The sequence below is a fragment of the Leifsonia sp. NPDC058248 genome (assembly GCF_042881905.1).
Lineage (GTDB): Bacteria > Actinomycetota > Actinomycetes > Actinomycetales > Microbacteriaceae > Leifsonia.
This window is the reverse complement of record NZ_JBHVXB010000005.1, coordinates 22,368-47,805: the sequence shown is the minus strand read 5'-3', so window position 1 is coordinate 47,805 and position 25,438 is coordinate 22,368. Positions and strand designations below refer to the sequence as shown.

General features: G+C 66.4%; 20 protein-coding genes. 14 read left to right on the top strand and 6 right to left on the bottom strand.

Annotation, left to right across the window (positions count from 1 at the left end; translation table 11 throughout):
- Positions 1-120: 120 nt before the first annotated feature.
- Positions 121-1,191 carry a sugar ABC transporter substrate-binding protein gene (locus tag ACFVV5_RS09520; protein WP_387242491.1) on the bottom strand — a complete coding sequence of 357 codons (1,071 nt, stop codon included), beginning with the start codon at positions 1,189-1,191 and terminating at the stop codon, positions 121-123.
- Positions 1,192-1,349: 158 nt separating this feature from the next.
- Positions 1,350-2,435, bottom strand: coding sequence for a nitrilase-related carbon-nitrogen hydrolase (locus ACFVV5_RS09515; RefSeq protein WP_387242488.1), 1,086 nt, complete (start codon positions 2,433-2,435; stop codon positions 1,350-1,352).
- 172 nt (positions 2,436-2,607) lie between these two features.
- On the opposite strand from ACFVV5_RS09515, the gene ACFVV5_RS09510 reads away from it, so the two are divergent.
- Entirely contained in the window at positions 2,608-3,618 is a 1,011-nt protein-coding gene (locus ACFVV5_RS09510) for a helix-turn-helix domain-containing protein (protein WP_387242486.1), read from the top strand.
- 610 nt (positions 3,619-4,228) lie between these two features.
- Here ACFVV5_RS09510 and ACFVV5_RS09505 read toward each other — a convergent pair.
- Positions 4,229-5,806, bottom strand: coding sequence for a PucR family transcriptional regulator (locus ACFVV5_RS09505; RefSeq protein WP_387242484.1), 1,578 nt, complete (start codon positions 5,804-5,806; stop codon positions 4,229-4,231).
- A 257-nt stretch (positions 5,807-6,063) separates the two neighbouring features.
- On the opposite strand from ACFVV5_RS09505, the gene ACFVV5_RS09500 reads away from it, so the two are divergent.
- Genes ACFVV5_RS09500 through ACFVV5_RS09460 form a run of 9 tightly spaced genes read left to right on the top strand, consistent with a single transcriptional unit; the run spans position 6,064 to position 15,377 of the window.
- Positions 6,064-6,549: an Hsp20/alpha crystallin family protein gene (locus tag ACFVV5_RS09500; protein WP_387242481.1), complete on the top strand. Its 486-nt coding sequence runs from the start codon at positions 6,064-6,066 to the stop codon at positions 6,547-6,549.
- Positions 6,550-6,604: 55 nt separating this feature from the next.
- Positions 6,605-8,479: a molecular chaperone DnaK gene (dnaK, locus tag ACFVV5_RS09495; protein ID WP_387242478.1), complete on the top strand. Its 1,875-nt coding sequence runs from the start codon at positions 6,605-6,607 to the stop codon at positions 8,477-8,479.
- 11 nt (positions 8,480-8,490) lie between these two features.
- Positions 8,491-9,027 carry a nucleotide exchange factor GrpE gene (locus ACFVV5_RS09490; protein ID WP_387242475.1) on the top strand — a complete coding sequence of 179 codons (537 nt, stop codon included), beginning with the start codon at positions 8,491-8,493 and terminating at the stop codon, positions 9,025-9,027.
- Between the two features lie 4 nt (positions 9,028-9,031).
- Positions 9,032-9,964, top strand: a complete 933-nt coding sequence (locus ACFVV5_RS09485) for a DnaJ C-terminal domain-containing protein (RefSeq protein ID WP_387242472.1) — start codon at positions 9,032-9,034, stop codon at positions 9,962-9,964.
- On the top strand, positions 9,961-10,278 hold the full coding sequence (locus ACFVV5_RS09480; protein WP_387242469.1) for a chaperone modulator CbpM: 318 nt from the start codon (positions 9,961-9,963) through the stop codon (positions 10,276-10,278). Before ACFVV5_RS09485 ends, ACFVV5_RS09480 begins: the two co-directional genes overlap by 4 nt.
- Complete coding sequence (gene clpB / locus ACFVV5_RS09475) at positions 10,269-12,920, top strand: ATP-dependent chaperone ClpB (protein ID WP_387242466.1); 2,652 nt, start codon at positions 10,269-10,271, stop codon at positions 12,918-12,920. Before ACFVV5_RS09480 ends, clpB begins: the two co-directional genes overlap by 10 nt.
- Positions 12,917-13,411 (top strand): thioredoxin, encoded by a 495-nt coding sequence (trxA, locus tag ACFVV5_RS09470; protein WP_387242463.1) that lies wholly within the window; start codon positions 12,917-12,919, stop codon positions 13,409-13,411. Before clpB ends, trxA begins: the two co-directional genes overlap by 4 nt.
- Positions 13,408-13,671, top strand: a complete 264-nt coding sequence (locus tag ACFVV5_RS09465; protein WP_387242461.1) for a UBP-type zinc finger domain-containing protein — start codon at positions 13,408-13,410, stop codon at positions 13,669-13,671. The genes trxA and ACFVV5_RS09465 overlap by 4 nt, the downstream gene beginning before the upstream one ends.
- Positions 13,671-15,377 (top strand): FAD-dependent oxidoreductase, encoded by a 1,707-nt coding sequence (locus ACFVV5_RS09460; RefSeq protein WP_387242458.1) that lies wholly within the window; start codon positions 13,671-13,673, stop codon positions 15,375-15,377. The genes ACFVV5_RS09465 and ACFVV5_RS09460 overlap by 1 nt, the downstream gene beginning before the upstream one ends.
- 254 nt (positions 15,378-15,631) lie before the next feature.
- Here the strand turns inward: ACFVV5_RS09460 and ACFVV5_RS09455 are convergent, their stop codons facing one another.
- Together ACFVV5_RS09455 and ACFVV5_RS09450 are read right to left on the bottom strand one after the other, a co-directional pair.
- Positions 15,632-16,546 (bottom strand): aldo/keto reductase, encoded by a 915-nt coding sequence (locus ACFVV5_RS09455; protein ID WP_387242455.1) that lies wholly within the window; start codon positions 16,544-16,546, stop codon positions 15,632-15,634.
- A gap of 109 nt (positions 16,547-16,655) precedes the next feature.
- Complete coding sequence (locus tag ACFVV5_RS09450; protein WP_387242452.1) at positions 16,656-17,036, bottom strand: hypothetical protein; 381 nt, start codon at positions 17,034-17,036, stop codon at positions 16,656-16,658.
- A 267-nt stretch (positions 17,037-17,303) separates the two neighbouring features.
- On the opposite strand from ACFVV5_RS09450, the gene ACFVV5_RS09445 reads away from it, so the two are divergent.
- The 3 genes from ACFVV5_RS09445 to ACFVV5_RS09435 all read left to right on the top strand — a co-directional run bounded on the left by ACFVV5_RS09445 (position 17,304) and on the right by ACFVV5_RS09435 (position 20,312).
- Positions 17,304-19,037 carry a SulP family inorganic anion transporter gene (locus ACFVV5_RS09445; RefSeq protein WP_387242449.1) on the top strand — a complete coding sequence of 578 codons (1,734 nt, stop codon included), beginning with the start codon at positions 17,304-17,306 and terminating at the stop codon, positions 19,035-19,037.
- A 126-nt stretch (positions 19,038-19,163) separates the two neighbouring features.
- Complete coding sequence (locus ACFVV5_RS09440; RefSeq protein ID WP_387242447.1) at positions 19,164-19,667, top strand: flavodoxin family protein; 504 nt, start codon at positions 19,164-19,166, stop codon at positions 19,665-19,667.
- Positions 19,668-19,871: 204 nt separating this feature from the next.
- Complete coding sequence (locus ACFVV5_RS09435; protein ID WP_387242444.1) at positions 19,872-20,312, top strand: hypothetical protein; 441 nt, start codon at positions 19,872-19,874, stop codon at positions 20,310-20,312.
- 259 nt (positions 20,313-20,571) lie between these two features.
- On the opposite strand, the gene ACFVV5_RS09430 is transcribed toward ACFVV5_RS09435, so the two are convergent.
- Positions 20,572-20,784, bottom strand: coding sequence for a hypothetical protein (locus tag ACFVV5_RS09430; protein ID WP_387242441.1), 213 nt, complete (start codon positions 20,782-20,784; stop codon positions 20,572-20,574).
- Between the two features lie 299 nt (positions 20,785-21,083).
- Here ACFVV5_RS09430 and ACFVV5_RS09425 point away from each other — a divergent pair, with 299 nt between their 5' ends.
- On the top strand, positions 21,084-25,277 hold the full coding sequence (locus ACFVV5_RS09425; protein ID WP_387242438.1) for a BTAD domain-containing putative transcriptional regulator: 4,194 nt from the start codon (positions 21,084-21,086) through the stop codon (positions 25,275-25,277).
- Positions 25,278-25,438: the final 161 nt, after the last annotated feature.

The window sequence follows — 25,438 nt, the reverse complement described above, 5'->3', positions numbered from 1 at the left end:
TCCTAACCGCCCACTTTGTCCCATTCCCCCTCGCTTGTTTATGTTGTGTTAATCGTGGGGGGCGCCCCGCCCCCCCCCCGCCCCGGGCCCCCCCCGACTCCTGGTGGTACCCGCGGGTGCCTAGTCGTTGGCCCGCACGTACGTGTCTTCGGGCTTGTAGTACTCTTTGGCGTTCTCCGGCGTGACGACGGTGGTCTTGATGAAGACCTCCTTGTCAGGGCACGCAGACTTGTCGTTGTTGTAGGCGGCGACGGCCATCTTGACCGCGGCGACACCCTGGTCCCACGGCTGGTTCGAGGCGGTGGCCTGGAGCGGACCGGTCGGGTTGTCGACCATCTCCTTGACGGCGTTCATTCCTCCGTCGTACCCGGCCACGATGACGCCGTCGCCCCAGACGCCGGCCTGCTGGAGACCCTGCTCGATACCGCCCTCCATCACGTCGCTCATGCTGTAGACGAGCTTGAGGTCCGGGTTCGCCGTCGCGACGTCGCGGATCGGGGCGAGCGCCTTGTCGGGCTTCCACTCGCCGTACTTCGTCTCGAGCTTCTTGGTCGTGATGCCCGGGTAGTCCTTCATCACGTTCTCGTAGCCCTTGAGGAACCCGTTGTAACGCAGGTCGCTGATGACGTCGCCGGGGAAGCCGCCGATACCGACGACCTTGATCTCGCCGGTCTCGCCGAATTTCGCGACAGCCTTCTTCGCCGCGACCTCGCCCGCGAGCGAGCCGGTGTAGCCCTGGTCTTCGGCGACGTAGCAGTACATGTCTTTGACCAGCGACGGGTCGAGGTTCGAGTTGACGGTGACGAGGGGAACCTTGGCGTTCTGCAGGGCGGCGACCGACGCACCGACGCCGATCGGGTCGTTCGGGTTCATGATCACGACGTCGACGTTCTTTGTGATGAGCGTCTGCACATCGGCGTTCTGCCGGACGGTGTCGCCGTTCGCGTCGAGGAGCTGGATGATCGCACCCAGCTTCTTGGCTTCGGACTGGCCGCCCTCGACGAGGGTCTTCCACCAGTCGCTGCCGCTGATGCCGCGTTGGCTCCATCCGATGACGAGACCTTTGCCGGACTTCTTGTCTGCGTCGCTCGCAGCGGCGCCGTCGGTTCCGCCGCGCGCGCATCCGGTGAACACGAGCGCTGTCGCCGCCGCGATGACGGCGACCTTGAGGATGGATCGGGTTCTGATCATTTTTCCACTTCCTTGTGAGGTGATCGGTGCTGGGTACAGCCGGTGGTGCTTGTGGTGGCCAGGTCGTGCGGACCGTGCCGGTGCAGCGGTGCTGCGAGCAGAGGCACCCCGGGCCGGGTAGGGCCGGTTGGCCCCGGGGTGCCTCCACATTTGTGGGCTCAGTCGAGCGGAGTGAAGACTCCGCGCTCCTCGAGCAGCTTGATGTTGCGGGCGCGGGTCTCGCGCTCGCGAGCCAGCCAGCCTTCCCCGGGAGGGGCGTCGAGGTACTGGTTCTTCGGGTAGATCGGCTTCTCGTAGATCGCCGCGTACTGCTCGGTGCGCAGATCCTTGAATCCGTTGAAGACGCCGTTCGACTGGCGGTCGCGGCGCAGCGCATCGATGTCGATCGTCGTACTGACGAAAGTGTCGCCCGCGGTGACGCCGGGCGTCTCGGTGATGATCTTGCCGCGCTGATTGACGATCATCGAACGGCCTCCGAAGAGGTCGTTGATGACGCCGTCCGGGCCGAGCTCCGGGCCGAGGTTCGGCGCGACCACGATCGCGTTGTTGAACAGCGCGTGCGCCTTGTTCTGCACCTCCCACATGCCCTGCGAAGTCTGCGGCTCGATGAGGGTCGCGCGGATGATGATCTCCGCGCCGTTCATGGCCAGTCCGCGAGCGATCTCGGGGTATGCGCCCTCGTGGCAGATCACGTAGCCGATGTTGCCGATGTCAGGGGTCTTGGCGACCGGGTAGATGGCGTCCATCACGTTGCCCCCGCCCTTCTTCTGGATCCACTCGTCCCACAGGTCGTGCGGGTTGGTGGTGCCGAGGGTTCCTCCCTCGAAGCCGTCGCTGGTCGCCTTGGCGCGGCGGTAGATCACGTCGCCGTTCGGGTCGATCATGAACGCGCAGTTGAAGTAGCGATCGGGAAAGTCGTCGTCCGCGACGAGGTACAACTCGCCGGCGATGTAGGTGTTCAGTTCACGAGCGGCCTTGCCGAGCTCGTCGGTCTCGGGACCGGGGATGGTGCGGGCGAACTTCTTCTCCGCCTCGCGGTTGCCGGCGGTGAACGCCATGTGCATTCCCTGGATCGCCATCTCGGGGATGACGACCAGCTTGACCGGGTGGCCCTCGGTCGCGGCCACGCCGACCGCCGTCTTCATGAAGCCGATGATGCGCTTGGTGTTCTTCAGCGCGTCTTCCGGCTCGACGATCGGGATCTGCAGCGGCGAGAGCGCTACGACTGTGTACGGCTCAGTCACGTCCAACTCCTTCGTTGATTGGGGTTCGTGATTGGCCATGTTAGCGCACTATCAAAAGTTGTCAAACTCCGATGGTTTGAGGTAGTTCCTGGCCGGTGAGCCTGAGTGAGCGCACTCATGGTTTCCGTATCGAGTCGATCGCGAATTCAGAATCAACGCCTAGAATTGCGGCATGCACGTGGCCGCCGGCGAGATGTTCAGGAGTCGACGCGTCGCGTCGTTCCGAGGCGTCGACCAGGCCCGGCAGGCGCTCACCGACATCTTTCTGCCCGTGGACTTCCCCTCGGCGCGAGCTTCCAACATCATCGACATGAAGCTCAACGCCCTGAAGGTCGGCCGTCTCACGTTCGGCCACATGGGGTTTCAGGATGCGGTGCGTGTTGAAACGGCAGAGGCCGAGAATTACCACATCGACATCCCGACCAGCGGTCGAGCGACAATGCGAGCGGGCCTCGGCTCGCCGATCTACGGAACGCAGCAGACGGCAGGGATCTTCATGCCCGGACGTCCGGTGACGATCGACTGCGGGGAGCGGTTCGCGCAGCTCTCCCTGATGATCCCCCGCGCCCAGCTGCAGCTCGAAGTGGAGAACCTGCTCGGCGACAGCCTCGCTCGTCCACTCGAATTCAGCGCCGAAATGGATCTCACCTCGCCGGGAGCGCAGTTGATGATGCACGCCGTGCGGATCATCGACGAGGCTTCGGAGCTGGAGGGCGGACCACTTGCGCACCCATTGGCGATGCAGCGGTTAGAACAGGTTCTGATGCACAACCTGCTTTTCGCGCAGCCGCACAACCACTCGGCCGCGCTGACGCGCCCGTCGCCGGCCGCCGGGGTGCGGCCCATCGCGCGCGCGGTCGAGCTCTTGCTCAGCGACCCCGCGCATCCGTGGACCGTGACGGAACTGGCGGCGGCGGTCTCGCTGAGCGTGCGCAGCTTGCAAGACGGCTTCCGCCGGTCCATGGACACGACGCCGATGGCATACCTGCGGCGACTCAGGCTCGAGAAGGTGCATGATGAGCTAGCCGCTGCAGAGTCGGTCTCGGCCACAGTGACCGAGAGTGCGGCGCGCTGGGGTTTCGTGCATCTCGGGAGGTTCGCAGCGGCCTACCGCCGCGAATTCGGTGAACGACCGTCCGACACCATGCGGTCGGCGGCGCGCGCACACCGTTCGAATAACTGATCACAAGAGGACTCGACCTCACTCGTGGTGGAGGACCTCGCTCATTTCGTCCTACGAGGATTGCGACCGCGGACGGCGCCGGATAAGGACCGCGGACCGGAGCAAGCGAGCAAGGCCGCCTCCCGACCATCGCCGTGGGGCCGCTTGTGAAGGCTCGCTTGGATCGACGTTTCCGTCGTCCCGCGGGACAGTCAAGAACTGGACGAAGTCGCAACGCGTGCAGCTGTACAGATGCCGATGTACTGCCAGCCCCACACCGTAGAAGGGATTGGCGACGATTCGTGCGCGCGCGCCGCATCGCGGACACCACGTCGGTCGCTTCGAGATGTTCGACGCATCCATCTGACGTGATGGATCCGATTTGTCGTGTCTCATTTTGCTGCCGCCTTCGGGATGGTTCGACGCCTGCGGTCGCACGGAACCGTGCAGCAGGGTCCCGGTGGCCCTCCCCACCCGAAGGGGAGGGCCACCGGTCATCGTCGGCCCGGGGTCTCGACGATGCTTCAACGCTATGTGTGGCGCAGCAGCACCAGCTATCCGGCGAGCGCGGACGACTGTCCACTGTGCGCGAGGTCATGTCGGGCTTCGGATCTCCCGACCGTCCTGTGGCTCAGCGCAGGTTGTCCCGCAGCGCCGCCCGGGCGCGGATGGCGACGTGGAGGTTGAGCCGGGCATCAGGGTCGGTGAGGTCACGGCCACTCACCTCGCGAATGCGCCCGAGCCGGTACCGCAGAGTGCTCCGGTGGATGATCAGCGCATCCGCCGTGCGATCGTAATTGCCGCCCGAATCCAGGTACACGCCCAGTGTCCGCACCAATTCGGACCGGTGATCCCTGTCGTGGTCGACCAGCGCGCCGAGCCACTCGGACACATAGCGTTCGAGCTGAACGCCGTCACCCGACGAGTCGAGGATGCGGAGGAGGCCGAGGTCGTCGTGGTTCAGCATTCCGTATGCTCGACGCGATTCGGCCCGGATCTGAAGGGCCCGGCTCGCCTCCGCGAAGGAGTGGGCCAGGTCTTCGGCGGTAGCGCTTCCTCCGACACCGATGGTGCCCCGCGTGCTCGCCATCAAGACGCATAACCGCTCGTAGAGATGGGAGAGGTCCTGGCCGTCCACGACTACCGCGAGCATCGCGTCCGGTCGCCGTGAGATCAAGGCCGGCACACGCATGGCAGCGAGCTCGTGGCGTACCGCAGCCCCGATCTCGACGCCGCTCGGCGTCGGGTACTCCCAGGAGACGAGCACAACCCGTTGTGAACCGCTGAGATCGAAATGGAGGGCCTCAGCACGGGCGAGGGCATCCACGATCCCGGCGCCGGCAACGAGGTCGTCTGCGAGGTCGCGACCTAGCCGGGTTTCGACCTCCGCGACGTTACGGTGGTGGGCGAGCTCGACGGCGATCATCGCACTTGCGTATTCGACGGCGAATCGATCATCTTCGCTGCGGGAGTCATCCGGATCGAAGATGCCGATCACACCCAGGGTCTCCCGGTGCGAACGGATGACCGTCGACCGCCATTCGGTGCTCAGCAGCGCCGCAGCCGACACCTGTGCGTCAGGCACAAGCATGCTCGACGGCGACGAGGTGCCACTCACTCCGCTGAAGGCTCGTTCGTTGCCGAAGGAGTCCTGCAGCACGATCGACCGCTGCGTGATTGCGCTCAGCGCCTGAATGATCTGCGCCTCGCCGTTGCCCGTGCCGGCCGCGGCGACGATGGAGTCACGAATGTCCTGGTGGGCGTTCAAGCGCACGATCGTCGCAGCCATCGTGCGGTTCGAGCCCTCCTGCGCTTCGAAGAGCACCCGAAGCTCGCGGGCCTGGCGCCGCTCGCGCTTGATGAGTTCTGCCGTCGCCAGCGCGGCCGCCGTCGGCTCCGCCAGGGCGTGGAGCATGAACATCTCGTTGCTGGACGGTTCGGCGGCAGCCTGAAGTACGAAGGCTCCCCTGACCTTGCCTGTCTCGCGGAAGAACAGCGCGTACCGCCAGACGTCACCGTCCTCCAACACACCGCTCGAGCCCGCCCGCGTCTCCACCAGCAGGTCGAGACGGCGGTTCGCCTTGCCCGAATACCGGACGAGCCGATCGCCCGCGGTGACGTACACAGCGGGAACAGAGCATCCGGTGATCGCCTCGGCCGAAGCTCCTGCGAGACGGAGGGTTTCGCGCGTCGTCGGGTGCGCTGACATCTTCGAGCCCAGCCTGAAGAGGTCGTACAGGTCTGACTGGGATTTAGCATCGAGGTCGACCTGCGCGACACGATCTTGATAGCTCGATGCGCACATCGTGATGGACTCCGCGATTTCAACGCTAGCCCTCATCGATTGAGCCCGGCAGTGGAAGGCCGAGGGTTTCTTTTCGCCCTGCTGGGTCGAAGAACCGGCCACACCGCGGGCGCACACTCGGCCCCAACGAGACGTGATCCGTGGAGCGAGGAGCACACACCATGACGCTGATGGGATTCGACGGGTTCCGCGATGCCGACCGCGCAGTCGAGCAGGCGCTGGGAAGAAATCGGCGAACCCTCGCAGTACCGCTCGAGGCGTACCGGCGCGGCGATCAATACTTCGTCGTGGCAGATGTTCCGGGCGCAGCTCCCGCTGACGTCGACGTGAGTGTCGAGCGCAATGTGGTCACCATCACGGTGCAACGCCGGCCGACATTCGGGCCGGACGACGCAGTTCTCATCGACGAGCGTCCGCGCGGTGAATTCGTCCGCCAGCTCTTCCTCGGCGACAGTCTCGACAGCTCGAAACTCACGGCGGATTTCGGAAACGGTGTACTCACACTGAGCGTCCCGCTCGACGAGTCGAGCAAGCCGCGCCGTGTGGATATTTCTTCAGCGCCGAACAGCCCTGAAAATCGGCAGGCGGTCACCATCGGTTCGAACGCTGCCGAGCCGTCCTCGCCACCGTCCTTGAACGAACCGTGACTGACGAATCGCCACCGGGCGGACGACCCGAGGGCACCACGAAAGGAGACGTCTGATGGCCAAAGCAGTCGGCATCGACCTCGGCACTACGAACTCGGTGATCGCGGTATGGGAGGGGGGAGAGGCGAAAGTCATCCCGAACGCCGAGGGCGCTCGCACGACTCCGTCCGTCGTCGCGTTCACCGACACCGGTGAGCGACTCGTCGGGCAGCTCGCCCGACGCCAGGCGATCCTGAACCCCAAGGGCACCATCTCGTCGGCCAAGCGCTTCATCGGGCGCAACTTCGACGAGGTCGGCGAAGAGGCGAAAGCGGTCGGATTCGACATCGCGCCCGGTCCGAACGGGGAAGCTAGGTTCACCGTCCGCGGAAAGCTGTATGCGCCCGAGGAGATCAGCGCGCTGGTACTACGCAAACTCGTCGATGACGCCGGCAAGTTCCTCGGCGAGAAGGTCACCGAGGCGGTCATCACCGTCCCGGCGTATTTCAACGACGCTCAGCGTACGGCGACGAAGGATGCCGGCCGCATTGCCGGCCTCGAGGTTCTGCGCATTATCAACGAGCCGACGGCGGCGGCACTCGCGTACGGGTTGGACAAGAAGGAGCACGAGACCGTCCTGGTCTTCGACCTCGGTGGGGGCACCTTCGATGTAAGTCTGCTCGACGTGGGCGACGGCGTCGTCGAGGTGCGCTCGACCGCGGGCGACACCCACCTCGGCGGCGACGACTTCGACCGACGCATCGTCGACTACCTCGCCGATGAGTTTCAGAAAGAGAACGGCATCGACCTTCGGAACGACCCCCAGGCCCTCCAGCGTCTGTTCGAGGCGGCCGAGAAGGCCAAAGTCGAGCTCAGCACCGTGAGCCAGACCCAGGTCAGCCTGCCGTTCATCACAGCGGATGCCGCCGGTCCGAAGCACCTGACGACCACCCTCAAGCGTGCCACCTTCGAGAACATCACGGCCGACCTCGTCGAGCGTTGCCTCGGCCCGGTCCGGCAGGCGATGGAGGACGCGAAGGTCTCCGAGAATGACATCGACGAGGTCATCCTGGTCGGCGGTTCGACGAGGATCCCGGCCGTGCAGAACCTCGTCAAACGACTCACCGGGGGCAAGGACCCGAACATGACCGTCAACCCGGATGAGGTGGTCGCCATCGGCGCGGCCATCCAGGCGGGCGTCTTGAAGGGGGAAGTCAGCGACGTTCTCTTGCTCGACGTGACCCCGCTCTCGCTGGGCGTCGAGACGCGCGGTGGCGTGATGACGAAGATCATCGAACGCAACACCACCATTCCGGCGCGCCGGAGCGAAGTGTTCTCCACCGCTCAGGACAACCAGGACTCCGTCGAGATCGTGGTGCTGCAGGGCGAGCGCGAGAGAGCCGCCGACAACCGCGTCCTGGGCCGATTCACCCTGACCGGTATCCGGCCGGCGCCGCGTGGCGAGCCGCAGGTCGAGGTCACGTTCGACATCGATGCGAACGGGATCCTCAATGTGAACGCGCGCGACAAGGACACCGGTGCCGAGCAGGGAATCACGATCAGCGGTACCACGAATCTCGATCAGACCGAGATCGAGCGCATGGTGCAAGAAGCCGAGCAGCACCGCACCGAAGACCAGCGTCTGCGCGAAGACATCGACGCCCGCAACGAGCTGGACGCTGCAGCATACCGGGTCGAACGCACCCTGGCGGAGCACGGCGAATCCGTGCCGCAACATGAGCGCGCCCGCGCCGAGATGCTGATCGGGCAGGCGAGAGACGCCGTCGGGCGAGAGATCCCCGCATCCGAGGCTCGAGAACTGACCAGCGAACTGCAACAAGTGGATGCTGCCCTATCCGTCGCCCGCGCTTCGGACGCGTCGTCATCCGAAGGCGAGGCCGATGCCGACGATTCCGACGATGTCGTCGACGCCGAGTTCGATCGGAACTGAGAGACCGTGACATGGACAACCCGGATGCGCCGAGCACGGATGCCGACGAGGGTCTCGCGTCGAGTGAGCACGTCACTCCACCGGAGGAGCCGCCCCCGGTCCCGCCAGACGACCTGAACCAGCGTCTCGCCGAAGTCGAGGATCGCTGGCATCGAGCGGCCGCCGACCTCGACAACACCCGGAAGCGGACGGCCCGTGAACTGGCGTTGGCCCGCGATGCCGAGCGGGCTCGCGCCGCAACCGTCTTTCTCCCCGTCGTCGACGGGCTCGAGGATGCAGTCACCTATGCCAAAGGGGTGAATGCCGGTCTTGCCGAAGGCATGGAATCCATCCGAGAACAAGCCGTTGCGGCGCTCGAGCGTCTCGGTTACCCCCGCATCGACGAAGTGGGTGTGCCGTTCGACCCACGGATCCACGAGGTTCTCTCGGTGGTCGAACGGGGCGATTTGCCGCCGCGGACGGTTGCGGCCGTCGCGCGGCTCGGGTTCGGGACCCCTGAGCGGCTGCTGCGGCCCGCCGGAGTCGTCGTCACCGCGGCCGAAGAGTGACACCGTGGCAGACGACTACTACCAGCTGCTTGGCGTCTCACGGTCGGCCGACGCCAAGGAGATCCAGCGTGCCTACCGCAAGCTGGCTCGCAAATACCACCCGGACGTGAACAAGTCGGCGGACGCCGAAGACAAGTTCAAGCAGATCAGCGAGGCGTACCACGTACTGGCCGACCCGGAGTCGCGAGCGCAGTACGACCGGTTCGGGCCGGAATTCCGCCAATACGCAGGGGCCGAGAACCAGTACGCCTCGCAAGCCCGCAGGGGCGGAGGCACCCGCACCAGAGCGCGGCCGGGGTCGTCGGGATTCAGTTGGTCGAGCGCTCAGGGGGGCGCCGGTCCAGGCGGCGCTTCCGTCGACTGGGAAGACCTCTTCGGCGACGTCTTCGGCTCGGCGCGCGGCATGGACCATGAGGTCGACCTCGAACTGACCGTCGAGGAGGCTTTCAGCGGCGGTCCCCGAACGATCGTGCTCTCCGGCCCGGACGGTGACCGGCAGACGTTCGACATACAGATCCCGTCCGGCGTTCTCGACGGCCAGCGCATCCGTGTGGCCGGTGGCGGGAGCGCTGGGAGACAGAACGGCGGGGCCGGAGATCTGACCATTACCTTCAGAGTCCGCCCCGACCGCCGCCTGCGACTGGACGGCAAGAACATCGAGATGGACCTGCTGGTCTCTCCCTGGGAGGCCGCGCTCGGTGCGAGCGTTTCGACTCGGGCGCCAGGTGGTCCGATCACGGTGCGGGTTCCGCCCGGCTCATCCAGCGGCCGCAGACTGCGACTCAAAGGCCAGGGGATGCCACAGCCGGGCGGAAAGCCCGGCGACCTGTTCGCGAAGGTCAAGATCATGGTCCCCCCACACCCCACCGACCGTGAGCGTGAGCTCTTCGAGCAGCTGCAGCGCGAATCCACCTTCACCCCGAGGTCGTCATCATGAGTTCTCCTCTGCTGCCGGTGGTCCCGGTCCGTCTCGACCTCGAGATGGTCGCTGCCGCATCCGGTGTCCATCCCGAGTTGCTTCAACGGTTCGTCGAACTCGGGCTCGTTCCTGCCACCGACGACGGTACGGGTCGGTTGTGGTTCACGCCTGCCGCGCCGGAGCTGGTACGCCGCATCGTTCGATTGCACGCCGACCTTTCGCTCAACTACACCGCCGTCGCCCTCGTCATCGACCTGCTCGCCCGGATCGACGTGCTCGAGAACCGGCGATGGGTGATCCGCTCCGGAAAGGAGACTCCCTCATGGAGATGAACAAGCTGACCCAGAAATCCCAGGAAGCCCTACAGGAAGCGCAGAGCATCGCGAGCCGGAACGGGCAGACGGAGACCGAGAACGAGCACCTGCTGCTCGCCTTGCTCACTCAAGAGAACGGGCTGATTCCGAGACTGCTCGAGGCGGCCGGCGTCGATCTGACCGTTCTGCTCAACGAGGTGCAGCATGCGATCGAGCGCAAACCGAGCACGACCGGCCCGGGTGCGACGCCCGGGCAGGTGTTCCTCTCGAAGGCCCTGGCGGCGGCTCTCGATCGGGCCGAGCGGGAGGCGACACGACTCAAAGACTCCTATGTCTCGGTCGAGCATCTCCTGCTCGCGCTCGCGGACGACCCCTCCGGCAGCGCAGCTGCGCGCCTTCTGCAGAGCAACGGGGTCAACCGGGAGAACTTCCTCAAGGCGCTCACCGCCGTTCGCGGCAACCAGCATGTCAACTCCGCGACACCCGAGCAGACCTACGAGGCGCTCGAGAAGTACGGTCGCGACCTCGTGGCTGACGCGCGCTCGGGCAGGCTCGACCCGGTCATCGGTCGTGACACGGAGATTCGTCGCGTCATCCAGATCCTTTCGCGCAAGACGAAGAACAACCCAGTGCTCATCGGCGAGCCCGGTGTCGGCAAGACGGCCATCGTCGAGGGCCTCGCCCAGCGGATCGTGCGCACCGACGTCCCCGAAGGACTCCGCGACAAGACCATCTTCCAGCTCGACCTCGCCGCCCTCGTCGCAGGCGCCAAATATCGCGGAGAATTCGAGGAGCGGATGAAGGCGGTGCTGGCCGAAGTCACCGCCTCCGATGGACGCATCCTTCTGTTCATCGACGAACTTCACACGCTCGTCGGCGCCGGGGCGACCGAAGGAGCAATGGATGCGGGCAACATGCTGAAGCCCATGCTCGCGCGAGGCGAGCTGCACCTCATCGGCGCGACGACGCTGGACGAATATCGCCAGCACATCGAGAAGGACGCCGCTCTCGAACGTCGCTTCCAGACGGTGATGGTGGATGAGCCCAGCGTCGAAGACGCCATCTCGATCCTCCGCGGCCTGCGCGAACGCCTCGAGGTCTTCCACGGGGTGCGCATCCAGGACAACGCACTCGTAGCGGCAGCGACCCTCTCGCACCGGTACATCACCGACCGGTTCCTGCCGGATAAGGCCATCGACCTCGTCGACGAAGCCTGCGCCCGGCTGCGCACCGAGATCGACTCGATGCCGGCCGAGCTCGACGAGCTGACTCGCCGGGTGACACGGCTCGAGATCGAGGAGGCAGCGCTCGAGAAGGAGAAGGACAAGCCGAGCCGGATCCGACTCGAGGAATTGCGCCGCGAACTCGCCGACCTGCGAGCGGACGCCGACGCAAAACGCGCTCAGTGGGAAGCCGAGCGACAAGCGATCCGCAAGGTGCAGGAGCTGCGCGGCGAACTCGAGAAGGTTCGCCGGGAAGCCGAAGACGCCGAGCGCAGCTACGACCTCAACCGCGCTGCCGAGCTGCGCTACGGCAGGCTCGCCGAACTCGAACGCCAACTGTCGGCCGAAGAGCAGCGACTTCAGTCGAAACAGGGTCAGCAGAGGCTGCTGCGGGAAGTGGTGACCGAGGAGGAGATCGCCGAGATCGTCGCGGCCTGGACGGGCATCCCCGTCGCCCGGCTTCAGGAAGGCGAACGCCAGAAGGTGCTGAAGCTCGATGAGGTCCTTCACGAGCGTGTCGTGGGGCAGGAGGAGGCCGTGCGATTGGTAACCGATGCGATCATTCGCGCCCGCTCGGGCATCCGCGACCCTCGCCGACCGATCGGATCCTTCATCTTCCTGGGGCCCACCGGAGTCGGCAAGACCGAGCTCGCGAAAGCTCTCGCCGGCGCCCTGTTCGACAGCGAGTCCGCGATGATCCGCCTCGACATGAGCGAGTACCAGGAGCGGCACACGGTCAGCAGGCTGGTCGGTGCCCCTCCGGGATACATCGGGTATGACGAGGGCGGCCAGCTCACCGAGGCCGTGCGGCGCCGGCCGTACTGCGTCGTGCTCTTCGACGAGATCGAGAAGGCGCATCCGGACGTTTTCAACACCCTGCTGCAGGTGCTCGACGACGGCCGCATCACCGACAGTCAGGGTCGCACGGTCGACTTCCGCAACACCATCGTCATCATGACCTCCAACATCGGCGCGGAACACCTGCTCACAAGTGCGCGTGACAGTCGCGGAGGCATCCCCGAAGACGTGCGCGACCTGGTGCTCGCCGAGCTGCGCGGCCGCTTCCGCCCGGAGTTCCTCAACCGTGTCGACGACATCATCGTCTTCGCTCCACTCGGGTTGGACCAGATCGAGTCGATCGTCGAACTGTTGATGGACGACCTGCGCCGCCGCCTCGCGGAACGGCAGATAGCCCTCGAATTGACACCCGGGGCACGGCACCTGATCGCCGAGCGCGGCTACGATCCGCTCTACGGCGCCAGGCCTCTGCGCCGGTATATCTCGCACGACATCGAGACCCGCCTCGGCAGGGCGCTTCTGTCCGGAGCCGTGATCGAAGGGTCCACCGTGCGCATCGACGTGAGAGACGACGACCTCGTCGTCGATGTGGTGCATGTGCCCGCCGAGTCGGCTGTGGACGCCGAGGTCGCGGTATGACGACGCCTACGACGACCACGATCATCCGCTGTCCGAATTGCGGGCACAAGAACCGCGCTCCCGTGGCAGCACGCGGGCGGCCACGCTGCGGGAACTGCCACAAGCCGCTTCCGTGGATCGTGAACGCTCTCGACGACAGCTTCGCCGAGATCGCAGAGCAGGCGGACCCGCCGGTGATCGTCGACATGTGGGCGACCTGGTGCGGCCCTTGCCGCATGGTCAGCCCGGTGCTGGAGCGACTGGCCACCGAGAGGGCGGGCGACGTGAAGCTCGTCAAAGTGGATGTCGACCGAGCACCTCGCCTGTCCTCGCGGTTCTCCGTGCAGGCCGTGCCGACGCTGCTGATCATGCACCACGGCAAGGTCGTCGCGCGGCAGGCCGGCGCTGCCCCCGTCGAGGTGTTGCGCCGCTGGTTCGACGACGCGATGGCCAAGGATGCGCGAGACGAGACGACGGCTGACCCAGGCTCAGACCGGGGACGCGATCCATGACCCTCCGCCCGGATCCCCATCTGGCCTACGTTCGCCCAGTAACGCCCCGCACTCCGGGCGTTTGCGAGGATTGCGTGGCCATCGGCACACCCTGGGTGCACCTCCGGATGTGTCTGACGTGCGGCAAAGTCGGGTGTTGCGACGCCTCACCCATGAGGCACGCGCGTGCACACGCTCTGAACGACGGGCATCCCATCGTCCGCTCCGTCGAGCCGGGAGAGACCTGGCGTTGGTGCTATCTCGATGAAGACTACGTCTGATGGGCGGTCGCCAGATGGGGACCCTCCCCGCGGAGACGCCCGACACGCTCGGGGCCTTTCCGCGGCTGACGCCACTGCAGTTGCAGACGCTGAGCGAAGTCGGGACGACCGCTTCCGTCTCTGAGGGACAGGTGCTCGCACGAGCGGGCGAGCCCCTCGGATCCTTCTTCGTCGTGGTCGAGGGCCGGGTGATGGTTCACCAGGGGGATCCCGACTCCCCCCAGAGCGACCAGGAACCCAGCCGCGACGAGCCGGGCAGTGCGGCAGGGCAGATCGAGATCCACGGACCCGGCCGTTTCGTCGGCGACATCGGGTTGCTCGAAGGGCAGCCGTCATTCGCCACGATCGTCGCACTGGACAGCGGTCGCGTGCTCGAGGTGCCGGTCGACGATCTGGAACGGATTGTGACCGGTGACCCATTGCTCGGCGACCTCATCTTGCGCGCGTATCTGATCCGCCGGTCGATGGCGATCGGGTACGGCAGCGGTCTGCGCGTTATCGGATCGCGCTTCTCACCCGACACTCGCCGGCTGCTCGACTTCGCCGCTCGCAACCGTGTACCGCACAGGCTGCTCGACCTGGAACGGGACCCTGTGGCCGAGGCCATCGTGCGGCGGATGGGTCTGGACGTCGCCGACCTCCCCGTTGTCATCGTCGCCGGCTCGCGTATCCTGCGGAATCCGTCCATTGTCGAGGTCTCGCACGCGCTGGGTCTGCGGAAGACCAGGCTCCCGGCGACCAGCGATCTGCTGGTCGTCGGCGCGGGCCCGGCAGGACTCGCTACGACGGTGTACGCCGCCTCCGACGGTCTCTCGGTCGTTCTCTGCGACGCCATTGCGACCGGCGGCCAGGCCGCACGATCGGCCCGGATCGAGAACTACCTCGGATTTCCCTCCGGGATCTCGGGCGCAGAGCTCGCCGAACGCGCAACCCTCCAGGTCGTCAAGTTCGGCGCCACCCTCTTCGCACCCTCCACCGCTCAGGAACTCACCTCTGATGGGGGTGCACTCAACGTCCACTTCTCGGACGGAACGAGCGTCTCCCCGCGCGCGGTCGTGGTCGCATCCGGAATGGAATACAACCGCCTCGCCGCCGAGAATCTCGATCGCTTCGAATACACCAGCGTCTACTACGCCGCCACGATCAACGAGGCGCGGGAGTGCGGCACCGACCCGGTCGTTGTGGTCGGCGGTGGAAACTCGGCCGGGCAGGCCGCCGTCTTCCTGGCCGGAACCGCGTCCCGCGTGCACCTGATCGTGCGTGGCAGGGACCTGACGGCCAGCATGTCGCGGTATCTGATCGTCCAGGTACAGAGTCATCCGCGCATCAGTGTGCACCAGCAGACGGTGGTGGCCCGAGCGAACGGCACGAATCGACTCGAGTCGATCATCGTCGATGATCTGGCATCCGGCGCGCGCGAAGAAATCGCAACCGCGTTCCTCTTCGTCTTCATCGGGGCGACCCCTGCGACAACATGGCTCGGACCGGACATCGAACGCGACGAGCACGGCTACCTCGTTACCGGATCGCACGCGACGTCCTCTGGCTCACGCCGGCAATCACTTGAGACCTCAGTGCCCGGCGTCTTCGCCGTCGGCGACGCCCGCAGTGGGTCGGTGAAGCGCATCTCGGCGGCGGTCGGAGAAGGCGCGAGTGTCGTCAGAATGGTCCACGATCACCTCGAAACCGGCGGCTGCCGACTGTGAGCTCTGAGCCGTCCAACCCGAACGAGGCCGACTTCGTCGGCGAGGGGCGACGAGGGCTCGTAGCGGGCCTCCTCCAATTGTTCGATAAGGCGCGGAGAGACCAGCGACCCGTCTGGGTCTTCGGAAGCCCTTGAATCCTGGAGGGCAGATCGGGATCCATGCGGGGACTCGGGAGAGATGATCACAGCGGTCGAGGGGGTGAGCACGTAGTTCCAGGCCAAACGCTGAGCTGTTGAGAACCGTACAGTCGTCGATCACTCGCCTCGAACGGTCTCGGGTGCCAGCTCGGTGATCGCGTCCACGTCGTCGGGGTGGAGCTGGATCTTCGCGGCGGCGAGATTCTCTTTCAGATGCCGGATGCTCGTGGTGCCGGGGATCGGCAGGGCATTCTTGGTGCGGTGGAGCTGCCAGGCAAGAGCAACCTGCTGCGGTGTGGCGTCATGTTTCGCCGCGATCGGGTCGATGACCGTATGGAACGGTGCCCCCTCTTCGCCACCCGGGACCGCGCCCGGGTGCCAGGGAGAGAACACGATGCCGTTATCCTCGGCGACTGCGCGCACGGCCGCGCCGAGGCGGACGGCGACGTTGTAGTGCACGGTGACCGCCGCGATGTCCGTGATCGCGAGCGCGGCGCGAAGCTGGTCGGCACTGACGTTGGACAGCCCGATGTGCCGAATCAGGCCATCCTGTTTCATGCCGGCCAAAGTCTCGACCGCCTTCTCGAAGGGCGCGTCGGTGAACGTCGGCGTGTGCAGGTAGTACAGGTCGATCCGGTCCAGGGCGAGGCGGCGGATGCTCATATACGCGGCCTGGCGCAGATACAACCTGCTCCCACTCGCGCCCATGTCGCTGTACTCCGGGCCCCCGCGGATGAAGCCACCCTTCGACGCGATCACGAGGCCGGGCGGGTACGGGTACAGCGCTTCCCGGATCAGCTCTTCGTTCGAGTGCGGGCCGTAGACGTCGGCGGTGTCGATGAAGGTCACGCCTTCGGCGACGACTTCGCGCAGGAGCGCGACGGCCCCCTCGTGGTCAGGGTAGTCGCCCCAAACCTTCGGGCCTGTCAGTTGCATGGCCCCGTAACCGATGTTGCCGACCGTCAGGTCGCCGCCGATCGTCACGCTCGGCAGGCCCTCGTGCAACTGTTCTGTCATGTTGCCTCCCTGCATTCCAGCCTCCACTCAAATCGTCCAGCCCGCAATCCGAAGAAAGGGCCGCCCCACGTTTCCGTCGAACCGGCCCCATTCTTCATTAAACGGCGGGCGGCTCGCAGTCAGCTCAAATCAGGGCGACAAGGAATGCGAGGGCAGCCAGCACAAGCGACACCGGGACCATAACGCGCCGTTCGTACTTGCTCTTGGATGCAAGGTTCGGCAGCACGCTGAGCAATAGATAGGCCGCAATCACCCACATCGCAACCACAGCAATCACGGGGGCCGGGAGGATCGAAGTCAACCCAGCACGTTCTAGAGCAATTAGTGCAAAAGCCGCGTAGACCACGATTGAGACTGCACTTCCGACGCGGTGCTTCGCCGGAAGCACCGCGTTTTGACCGCCCCAGGCGAACCGGCCGAAGGGAAGCCCGATGATGAGCAGCAGCTGCAACACGGCGAGAGCGCCGAGCACTGTACGGAAGGCTAGCGGGATTGCCGGCGTCATGATTCTCTTTCGTGTGCGGTGGCCCGTGAAGGGCTGGTGACCAGTCTCTCGGTTCGCTTGCGGTTCCCCCCTGATCGTCGCCGTCGACATGTCTACCGGCTTCCGTGGGTGCTATCGACCCCCAGAACGAGCCTGGTGCGCGGTCTGTGCGCACCACAAGGAGCTGGAGCTCTTCACCGAGTGGTGAAGCGGTTGGCGTGGTGACCCGCTCGTCCAAGCCAGTGCCCGCCACCCCTCGATCCGCCATAATGAAGGCGAGGAGTCGAGATGACCGCGAAGGGGATGCGGTGGTGGCTGCCGCCCGGCATCGAAACGGCATTGCACTACCGGCGTGACTGGCTCTGGCCCGACATCCGCGCGGGCCTCGTCGTCACCGCCCTGCTCATCCCCGCCGGAATGGGCTACGCGCAGGTGGCGGGCCTGCCGCCCGAGACGGGTCTCTATGCCACTATTGTGCCGTTGCTGGCGTACGCGCTGCTCGGACCGAGTCGAATCCTCGTTCTCGGGCCTGACTCCGCGCTCGCTCCCATCATCGCGGCCGCGATCCTGCCGCTCGCCCTCGGCAATGAGGACCTGGCGGTTGCGCTGGCGGGGCTGCTCGCGATAATGGTCGGCGCGGTACTCCTGCTCGGCGGCATCCTTCGACTGGGCTTCGTGACCGACCTGATCTCGAAGCCCATCCGAGTCGGCTACCTCAACGCCGTGGCCGTGCTCGTGATCATCTCGCAGGTACCGAAGCTGCTCGGGTTCTCGATCGACTCCCAGTCGCCCATACGTGAAGTCGTCGCGATCGTCGACGGAATCGCCGCAGGCCGGATCGAGCCCCTCGCCGTCGCATTCGGCGTTGGATCGCTCGTGGTCATCCTCGCGCTCACGTGGGTCAGGTCACCCGTGCCGGGAGTGCTCGTCGTCGTGGTGGTCGCGACCGCGCTGGCCGCGATCCTCGGGCTCTCCGGCGTACTACCCGTGGTCGGCGCCCTCCCGCAGGGACTCCCAGCACCGTCCCTAGGAGGCCTCGAATGGGCGGATTTCGCTGCGCTCGCGCTGCCCGCGGCCGGCATCGCGCTCGTGGCGTTCACCGATAGCGCGGTGCTCTCGCGCACGTTCGCGGCGCGGCGCGGCGAGACCGTGAGCGGCAGCCGGGAGATGGCGGCGATCGGCGGCGCGAACATCGCCGCCGGCCTCTTCGGAGGCTTCCCGATCTCGGCCTCGTCGTCGCGGACCGCGGTCGCCGAACAGGCAGGGTCGCGCACGCAACTCACTGGAGTCGTCGGCGCCGCGCTCATCGTGGTCTTCATCATCCTTGTGCCGGGACTCACTGAGTACCTGCCGACCGCAACCCTCGCCGCGGTGGTGATCGCCGCGGCCGCGAGACTCATCGACGTGCGGGGGTTCATCCGCCTCGTGCGCATGGACCGGGTCGACGCGCTACTCTCGGTCGCCGCCTTCCTCGGCGTCCTCGTGTTCGGTGTGCTCGAGGGCATCGCGGTGACGATCGCGCTCTCGCTCCTGGCGTTCGTGAATCAGGCGTGGCGGCCCTATCGAGCCGAACTCGGGCTCGTGAAGGGTCTGCGCGGTTACCACGACCTCTCCCGCTACCCAGAGGGCGAGCGCATCCCCGGTGTCGTGATTCTGCGGTTCGACGCGCCGCTCTTCTTCGCGAACGGTGGCATCTTCGACGACTTCGTGCGGTCGCGGGTGAAGGCGGCCGGTGCCGGCATCCACACCGTCATCCTTGCCGCCGAGCCGATCACCGACATCGACACCACAGCGATCGACAAACTCGTCGACCTCGACGACTACCTCGTGTCCCACGGCATCACCCTGGTCCTCGCCGAGATGAAAGACCCCGTCATCGATGTGCTCCGGGCCTACGGGCTCACGGGGAGGTTCTCCTCCGACCGGTTCGCGCCGACGGTCGGCGCCGCCGTCGACGAGGTGACGGGAACTCTTCGCGGCGACATCGAGGGCACGAAGTGGGACGAGGACGGAGAGCGTTAGCGCCGGGCGGAGTTCCTGAGGCCGCCGGCGGCGGTGCGAGCTACGGGCTCGGAACGTTCCACATAAGCAAGCCCGAGACCATATCGCCGCGCGAGAGCGTATCCTCTTCGTCAACGAGGAGGCATCATGCGCGCCGTAGTGGTCTTCGAGTCGATCTGGGGAAACACCGAGCAGCTGGCTCGCGAGGTCGCGGCCGGAATCGGTGGGGAGCGCACTGAAGTGGTCGACGCCGCGTCGGCGCCCGTCGCGTTGGACTCTGACATCGACCTGCTCGTGGTCGGCGGACCGACCCATGCGTTCTCGATGTCGACAGCGGCGACACGTGAGGCGGCGCGGCAACAAGGCGCCGAGCACATCCCAACCCGTGGCATCCGAGAGTGGATGGAAGCGCTCGCGTCGCCCGGTCGTGCCGTGCCGGTAGCGACATTCGACACGCGCGTCGTCAGCCCACGGCTTCCCGGCTCGGCCGCGAAGAAGGCGATGAAGCGGCTGGTCGCCCTGGGGTTCCGTCCGGTCGCCGAACCTGAGACGTTCGGTGTGCATGGCTACTCGGGGCCCGTTGCTGACGGCGAGCTCGAGCGCGCGCGGCGCTGGGGAACGGAGCTTGTCGGAATCCTGCCTTCCGGCTGAGCTCAGCGGACCCTGAGCCCCACCGGCGCCGAATTGATCCGAGCGTGGACCTTGGCGCTGCTTTCGGCCGACGTGCGCGTCGGCCGGGGCACTTCGAGCCATCGCGGATTGACCGTGTGTGAGACGGAGCTACGGGTGGCTCACGGTGGGCCTACTGCCCGCGGGGGACGACGAGCACTCTGAGAAGAAGACTCGGGAGGCATCATGAGGCGGTGGATCCGCGTGGCTCTTACCGCGCTGACGGCAACAATCGGACTCACAGCGGTCGCTGGAGGTGCGGCTCTTCTGGTGGGCTCATTCGCGCAGGGAGCGTCGGGCGCAATCGTCCCCGACCGTTCCTTCCTCGGCGGCACGCCGTTCGCTTCATACGCCGCGCCTGGCTTGCTTTTGGCCATCGTGGTGGGCGGGACACACATTGTCGCGGCGGTCCTGGTGGGACGCCGCTCCGCGGCGGCGCCGGCTGCGGTCGCGGTCGCCGGCTTCGGGCTGCTCATCTGGATTTTCGTGCAGATGATGTTCATCCCGTTCAGCCTGCTGCAAGCGCTCTATTTCGCTGCCGGCCTTGCTGAGCTCGGCCTGATAATGCTCGCACTTGGACTCGTGGCTCAGGCTCGCACGGTCGCGCGCGCAACCGGCGGCCGCTGACCTGGATACCACGCAGCAATTCCCGGCGCCGCGGACACAACCGCATTATGTCTGCACGGACCAGCGGCCCCTGGTCTGAGCTGCGGCGAGGACAGTGGGCTAGAACTAGTCGTCCACGGCTTCACGAAGAGCCACTGCGTCGGGCTGCGCCCATCGGCTCGACCCGTGGACCTCTTTCGGTGGGTACATCGTGTGGGCAGACGTGCCCGTTGCTGAGGTCAAGCGCCACTCTCGTTCCGTGTGCCCTTACGCGAATCCCTCACAGGTGCGCCACGGGACGGTGGCCGTGGTTGGTTCGGCCGAAAACCGCCCACCACGCGACGCTCAGCTTGCGCCGTGCGTCGACGACCGGTCGACGGGACGATACGGTCGCGCCCCGGTCGGCCTGCGAGCGACGCAGTTCGTTCTCGCGCGCCAGGGTCGCCGCGCGGCGGGAGTCAATTCGGAAGGCGACGAAAGTGTCGTAGTTCATGATCGTTCCTTTCTACAAGCAGAACGGCAGGGTCACGGACTCGCCCGCGCAGTACCCACGGGGGAACTCGAGGCTTGCGACCCCCTCGGTGACGAGGCGCTCAGGGCACAGGTCGTGCGCGCGGGACCGCCAGGTCGGAGATGCGGGCGACCTGTGCGGTCGGCGATGTGACTGTGAGGTGTGCATGCGTCCACCATCCCGTGGCGCGGTACTCGATCCCTCCTCGGCCGGTACTCGTCCGATACTCGCCGACAGCGACGAGCCTTGACGGCCTTCCGGATCGCGCCCACACTGTCCTCATGACCGTGAAGGTACTCGGTCCATTGGATACCGGGACCGAGCACGCCCTGAGCCCACGAGAGCGCGTCGTGCTCTCCGCACTGATCGTGCTGGCGGGTCGCACCGTCGCCACCGGCGAGCTAGCCGAGGCGTACTGGGGGGCGGACCTCCCGCGCACGTGGACGCAGCAAGTCAAGACATCGGTTGCACGAATCCGTGCCGACCTCGGACACGGCGCGGTAATCACCCGAGGCTCGGAATACACCCTCGGCCTCGACGCTGCGACGATCGACGCGTTCGAATTCGAACGCCTGGTCTCCGGCGCCCGCAAGCACGCGATGCACAACGAGAACGACAGGGCGGTGGCCGCGTACCGGCGGGCGCTCGCGATGTGGCGCGGCGCACCGTACCCCGAGCTGGCCGACTGGGAACCGGCTGCCGTCGAGGCCGAGAGGCTGGTCGAGATCCGCCGCAGTATCGAGGAGGAGCTGCTCGAGTCCAGGCTCGCGGAGGGCGAGCACAGCGCCGTCGTCGCCGACGCGGAGCGGCTGGTGCGCGAGTCACCGCTGCGCGAGAACCGCTGGGCGATCCTCGCGATCGCCAACTACCGCGCCGGCCGGCAAGCCGAGGCGCTCTCGAGCATCCGGACTGCGCGGGCGCGACTCGCGGACGACCTCGGCATCGACATCGGTGATCAACTGCGCGCGCTCGAATCGTCGATGCTGCAGCATGATCCGGCGCTGGCGCCGACCAAGCTGCTGCATCGCGTGAGCGACACCTGCCCCTACCGCGGCCTCCAGCCCTTCTCGCCAGCCGACACGGAGGACTTCTTCGGACGAGATGCCGACATCGATGCCATGCGCGAACGCGTGCGCGAGGGATCGCTCACCGTCGTCGTAGGCGCCTCCGGATCGGGCAAGTCCTCGCTCGTGCTGGCCGGGGTGCTGCCGCGCATCGCCGACGGACGACGCATCGCGGTGATCAGGGTGGGTCGGGATGCCGCGATCGATCTGCGCGCTCTGATCGACCTGGGCGGACCCGCCGATATCGTGGTCATCGATCAAGCCGAAGCGATGCTCCAGCTACCCGAGCGCGAACGCGATGAACTGTGCAGGATCGTCGCAGAGGTGCTCGCCGGCGGGTCGACCGTGCTCATGACGCTGCGCAGCGACTTCCTCGACCGCGCAACGGGTCTCCCGCACATAGGCGCTCTGATCGGCCGTGGCGTGTATGCCATCGGACCGCTCGATGCCGACGGTCTGCGTGAGGCGATCGAGCGCCCGGCCGCCCGCGCCGGCCTGCGGCTCGAGCCGGGGCTGGTTGAGTTGATCGTGCGGGATGCCGCTGATCGGCGCACCACCCTCCCCCACGTCTCACACGCCTTGGAGGAGACCTGGGTCCGGCGTGAAGGAGCGACCCTCACGGTGGCCGGGTACGAGGCATCCGGTGGCATCACGGGCGCCATCGCCCAGTCGGCCGAGACGCTGTACCGCTCCCTCGACGCCCGCAACGCCAGCGCGTGCCGCTCGCTCATGCTTCGCCTCGTGCACCGCGGAGCCGATGGCGCGTCCGTGCGACGCACCGCCTTGCTCGCGCCCCTCGTCGCCGACCCGGCGTGGCGTGGGGTTCTCAACCGCCTCGTGGCCGCCCGCCTGCTCACGACCGACGGCGACGAGGTCACGGTCGCTCACGAGGCGCTCGCGACGGCGTGGCCGCGCCTGGACCAATGGCTGGAAGAGGATGCCGAGGGCGCTCGTCTCGTGGCGACGGTCGCCACCGCGGCCGAACTGTGGAACGGTTCGGGTCGGCGGGACGATGACCTCTTGCGCGGTGCCAGGCTGCAGGCAGCGCTGGACTGGCGAGACGGGTCCGAGCCGGATCTCACCACGGTGGAACGGGAGTTCCTCGAGGCGTCCGCTGAACGCGAGCGAGACGAGACTCGCGAACTTGCGGGGCGCGCTGCTCGCGACAAGCGCAACAACCGCCGGCTGCGTTGGGCGATGGCCGGCGTGGGCGTTCTGCTGGTGGCAGCGATATTCGGCGCCGGACTTGCCGGGGTGCGAGGCGGAGAGGCGGAGCGTGCTGCAGAGGACGCTCGCATCGAGGCGCTCGTGGCGACGTCCCTCTCACTGATTGACAACGACCGGGAGACGGCAGCTTTGCTCGCGGCGGAGACGTACCGGCGCTGGCCCGACGATGCGCGGGTGCGCTCCGCGCTCTGGGGGGTCATGACGAGCACGGTCGGCCTCGTCGACACGCACCATGACGAGGGTGCACTCTTCCCCTCGATGGACATGCTCCCAGGCACGGGCACGGCGCTGCACGTCTCGTCCGGCCAGGACCGCACGGATCAGCCCGCCGTCGACGTCGTCGATGTCGCCACGGGCGACGTCCTCCGAACTTTCGATCTCGGTCTCCCTGATACACCGCCGGGCTGGGTCCGCGCCGTCGAGGTGAGTGCTGACGGATCCGTCGCGGCGATCCAATCGCCCGTCTACCCGGATCCCTCGAACACCGATGAGTGCTGCTGGACCCACCTCACGTTCTTGGATCTCACGACCGGTGAGCCGCTGCCCAGCACGGGGCTCGTTCGCTCGCCGATGTCGCCGACCATGACCTTCGACACAGCAGGGCGGACTCTGTACGTCGCGCAACCGGTCACCGCAGACATCATCGCGGTCGACACGACAACGGGCGAGGTGCGCTCGAGCGCTGCGATCTTCGGCGACCATCCGAAAGGGGTCGAAAACTTCTACGGTGTGGCGCTCCTTGACGACCGCCTTGTCGCCGTCGGTGCGGGCGACCATCTCCGCCTGTTCGATCGTGCGACGCTCGAGCCGAACCGAACCATCCCGCTCGAGGGCGACCTATCGAGTATGGATGTCATCGCCGACGGCCAGGGAGGCATCGTGTCGACGGGATGGGACGGCACAGTGCGCGTCCTCCTCGCCACGGGCGAAACCCTCTGGCGACGGTTTCCGGATCCGACGCGAAATTGCTACTCCCTGCACCTCGCAACGGACACGAGCGTGGCGTGCGGGTCATACGAAGGAGTTGCACTCGTCGATCTTGCGACAGGCGAAACGAGGAGTGCACAGGCCGCACTTCAGCTGAATGAATTTCCGACGTTTGAAACGATCGATGACGGATCCCTTCTCGTGGCCGTGAGCGAACCTCCGACCTGGATGCGCTGGCGGATCGACGGCGGTGGCACCGGTTCGGACATCGTCGCGAAGGGGCGCGAACTCGTGGACGGCCCGGAAAAGGGAGGATCGCTCGTCGTCACCCAGCCCGTCGGCGGTGGCGGGCGCATGCAACTGTGGGACCTGGAGCGCGACGCCCCGGTCGGCGAGGAGGAGGATCTGATCGTTCCGCTCGGCTCCGGTGTCGTGGCGAAGTACGCCCACTATGACTCGGAGAATCAGTCGGGCGAGCCGCGGCTGGAGCGCCAATCGACGGGCGAAAAGATTTCGCTTCGTATCCCCGGGTTGCCGAAATCCTTCAACGTCCTGCCCGGCGGATGGGATCCTCCCGCCTTCGCCTGGTGGCCGGACGGCATCGTCGCCTTCGACCCCTCCACGGGCAAGCCTCTGGGGCCCGTCATGACGGTGCCGGACGTTCGGTTCAGTGTCCTCTCGGCGAGCGAGACACCCGACTCGGCACTCGCCGTGGTCACGTGGTCGGCCGACCCGCCTCACTCAGAGACCGGTGTCTTCGATATCTCGACCGGAAAGCTCCTCGTGCGCGGCCTCTATGACCTCGATTCAAGCCAGGCGCTCGACGGCGATCAGTTGATCGGTGTCGCGCCGGACTATGCGCGCCGCTATGACATCCACACGCTCAAGCCGATCTCGGCCCTCGCCCGAGCGATCGGCGGTGGTCAGGCCATGTCAGTCAGCAGCGATGGCCGCACCCTCCTCAACGTCGGCTTCAACAACGCACTCACGCTGTACGACCTGACAGCAGACATTGCGCTAGCCACTCCACTCGACAGCGATGCCCCGGCGGTGCGCCTGCGAGGTGGATACCTCACTGCCGACGGCAAGACCCTGCTCGAGGCGCTCCCCGACGGTATCCGTGTCTGGGACCTGCGCCTGGCTGAGCAGGCGTCACAGGCGTGCGCGCTGGCGGGGCGCGAACTGACGGAGGAGGAGTGGTCGACATACTTCCCCGGCGAGAAGCGCATAGACACGTGCGCCGCGCTCACGTCCTGACCTGAAAATGGCACAACCCGTACACCAACACCTATCCCTCAGGCGTAACACCTCCCGCCGACGCGAAGCCGCGGCGAGGACAGTGGGCTACAAAGCCAGAACTGCAGGACGTCGTCGTCCTAGAAGAGTTCGCATGTTTCCCCTTGTTCGATGTGGAACTC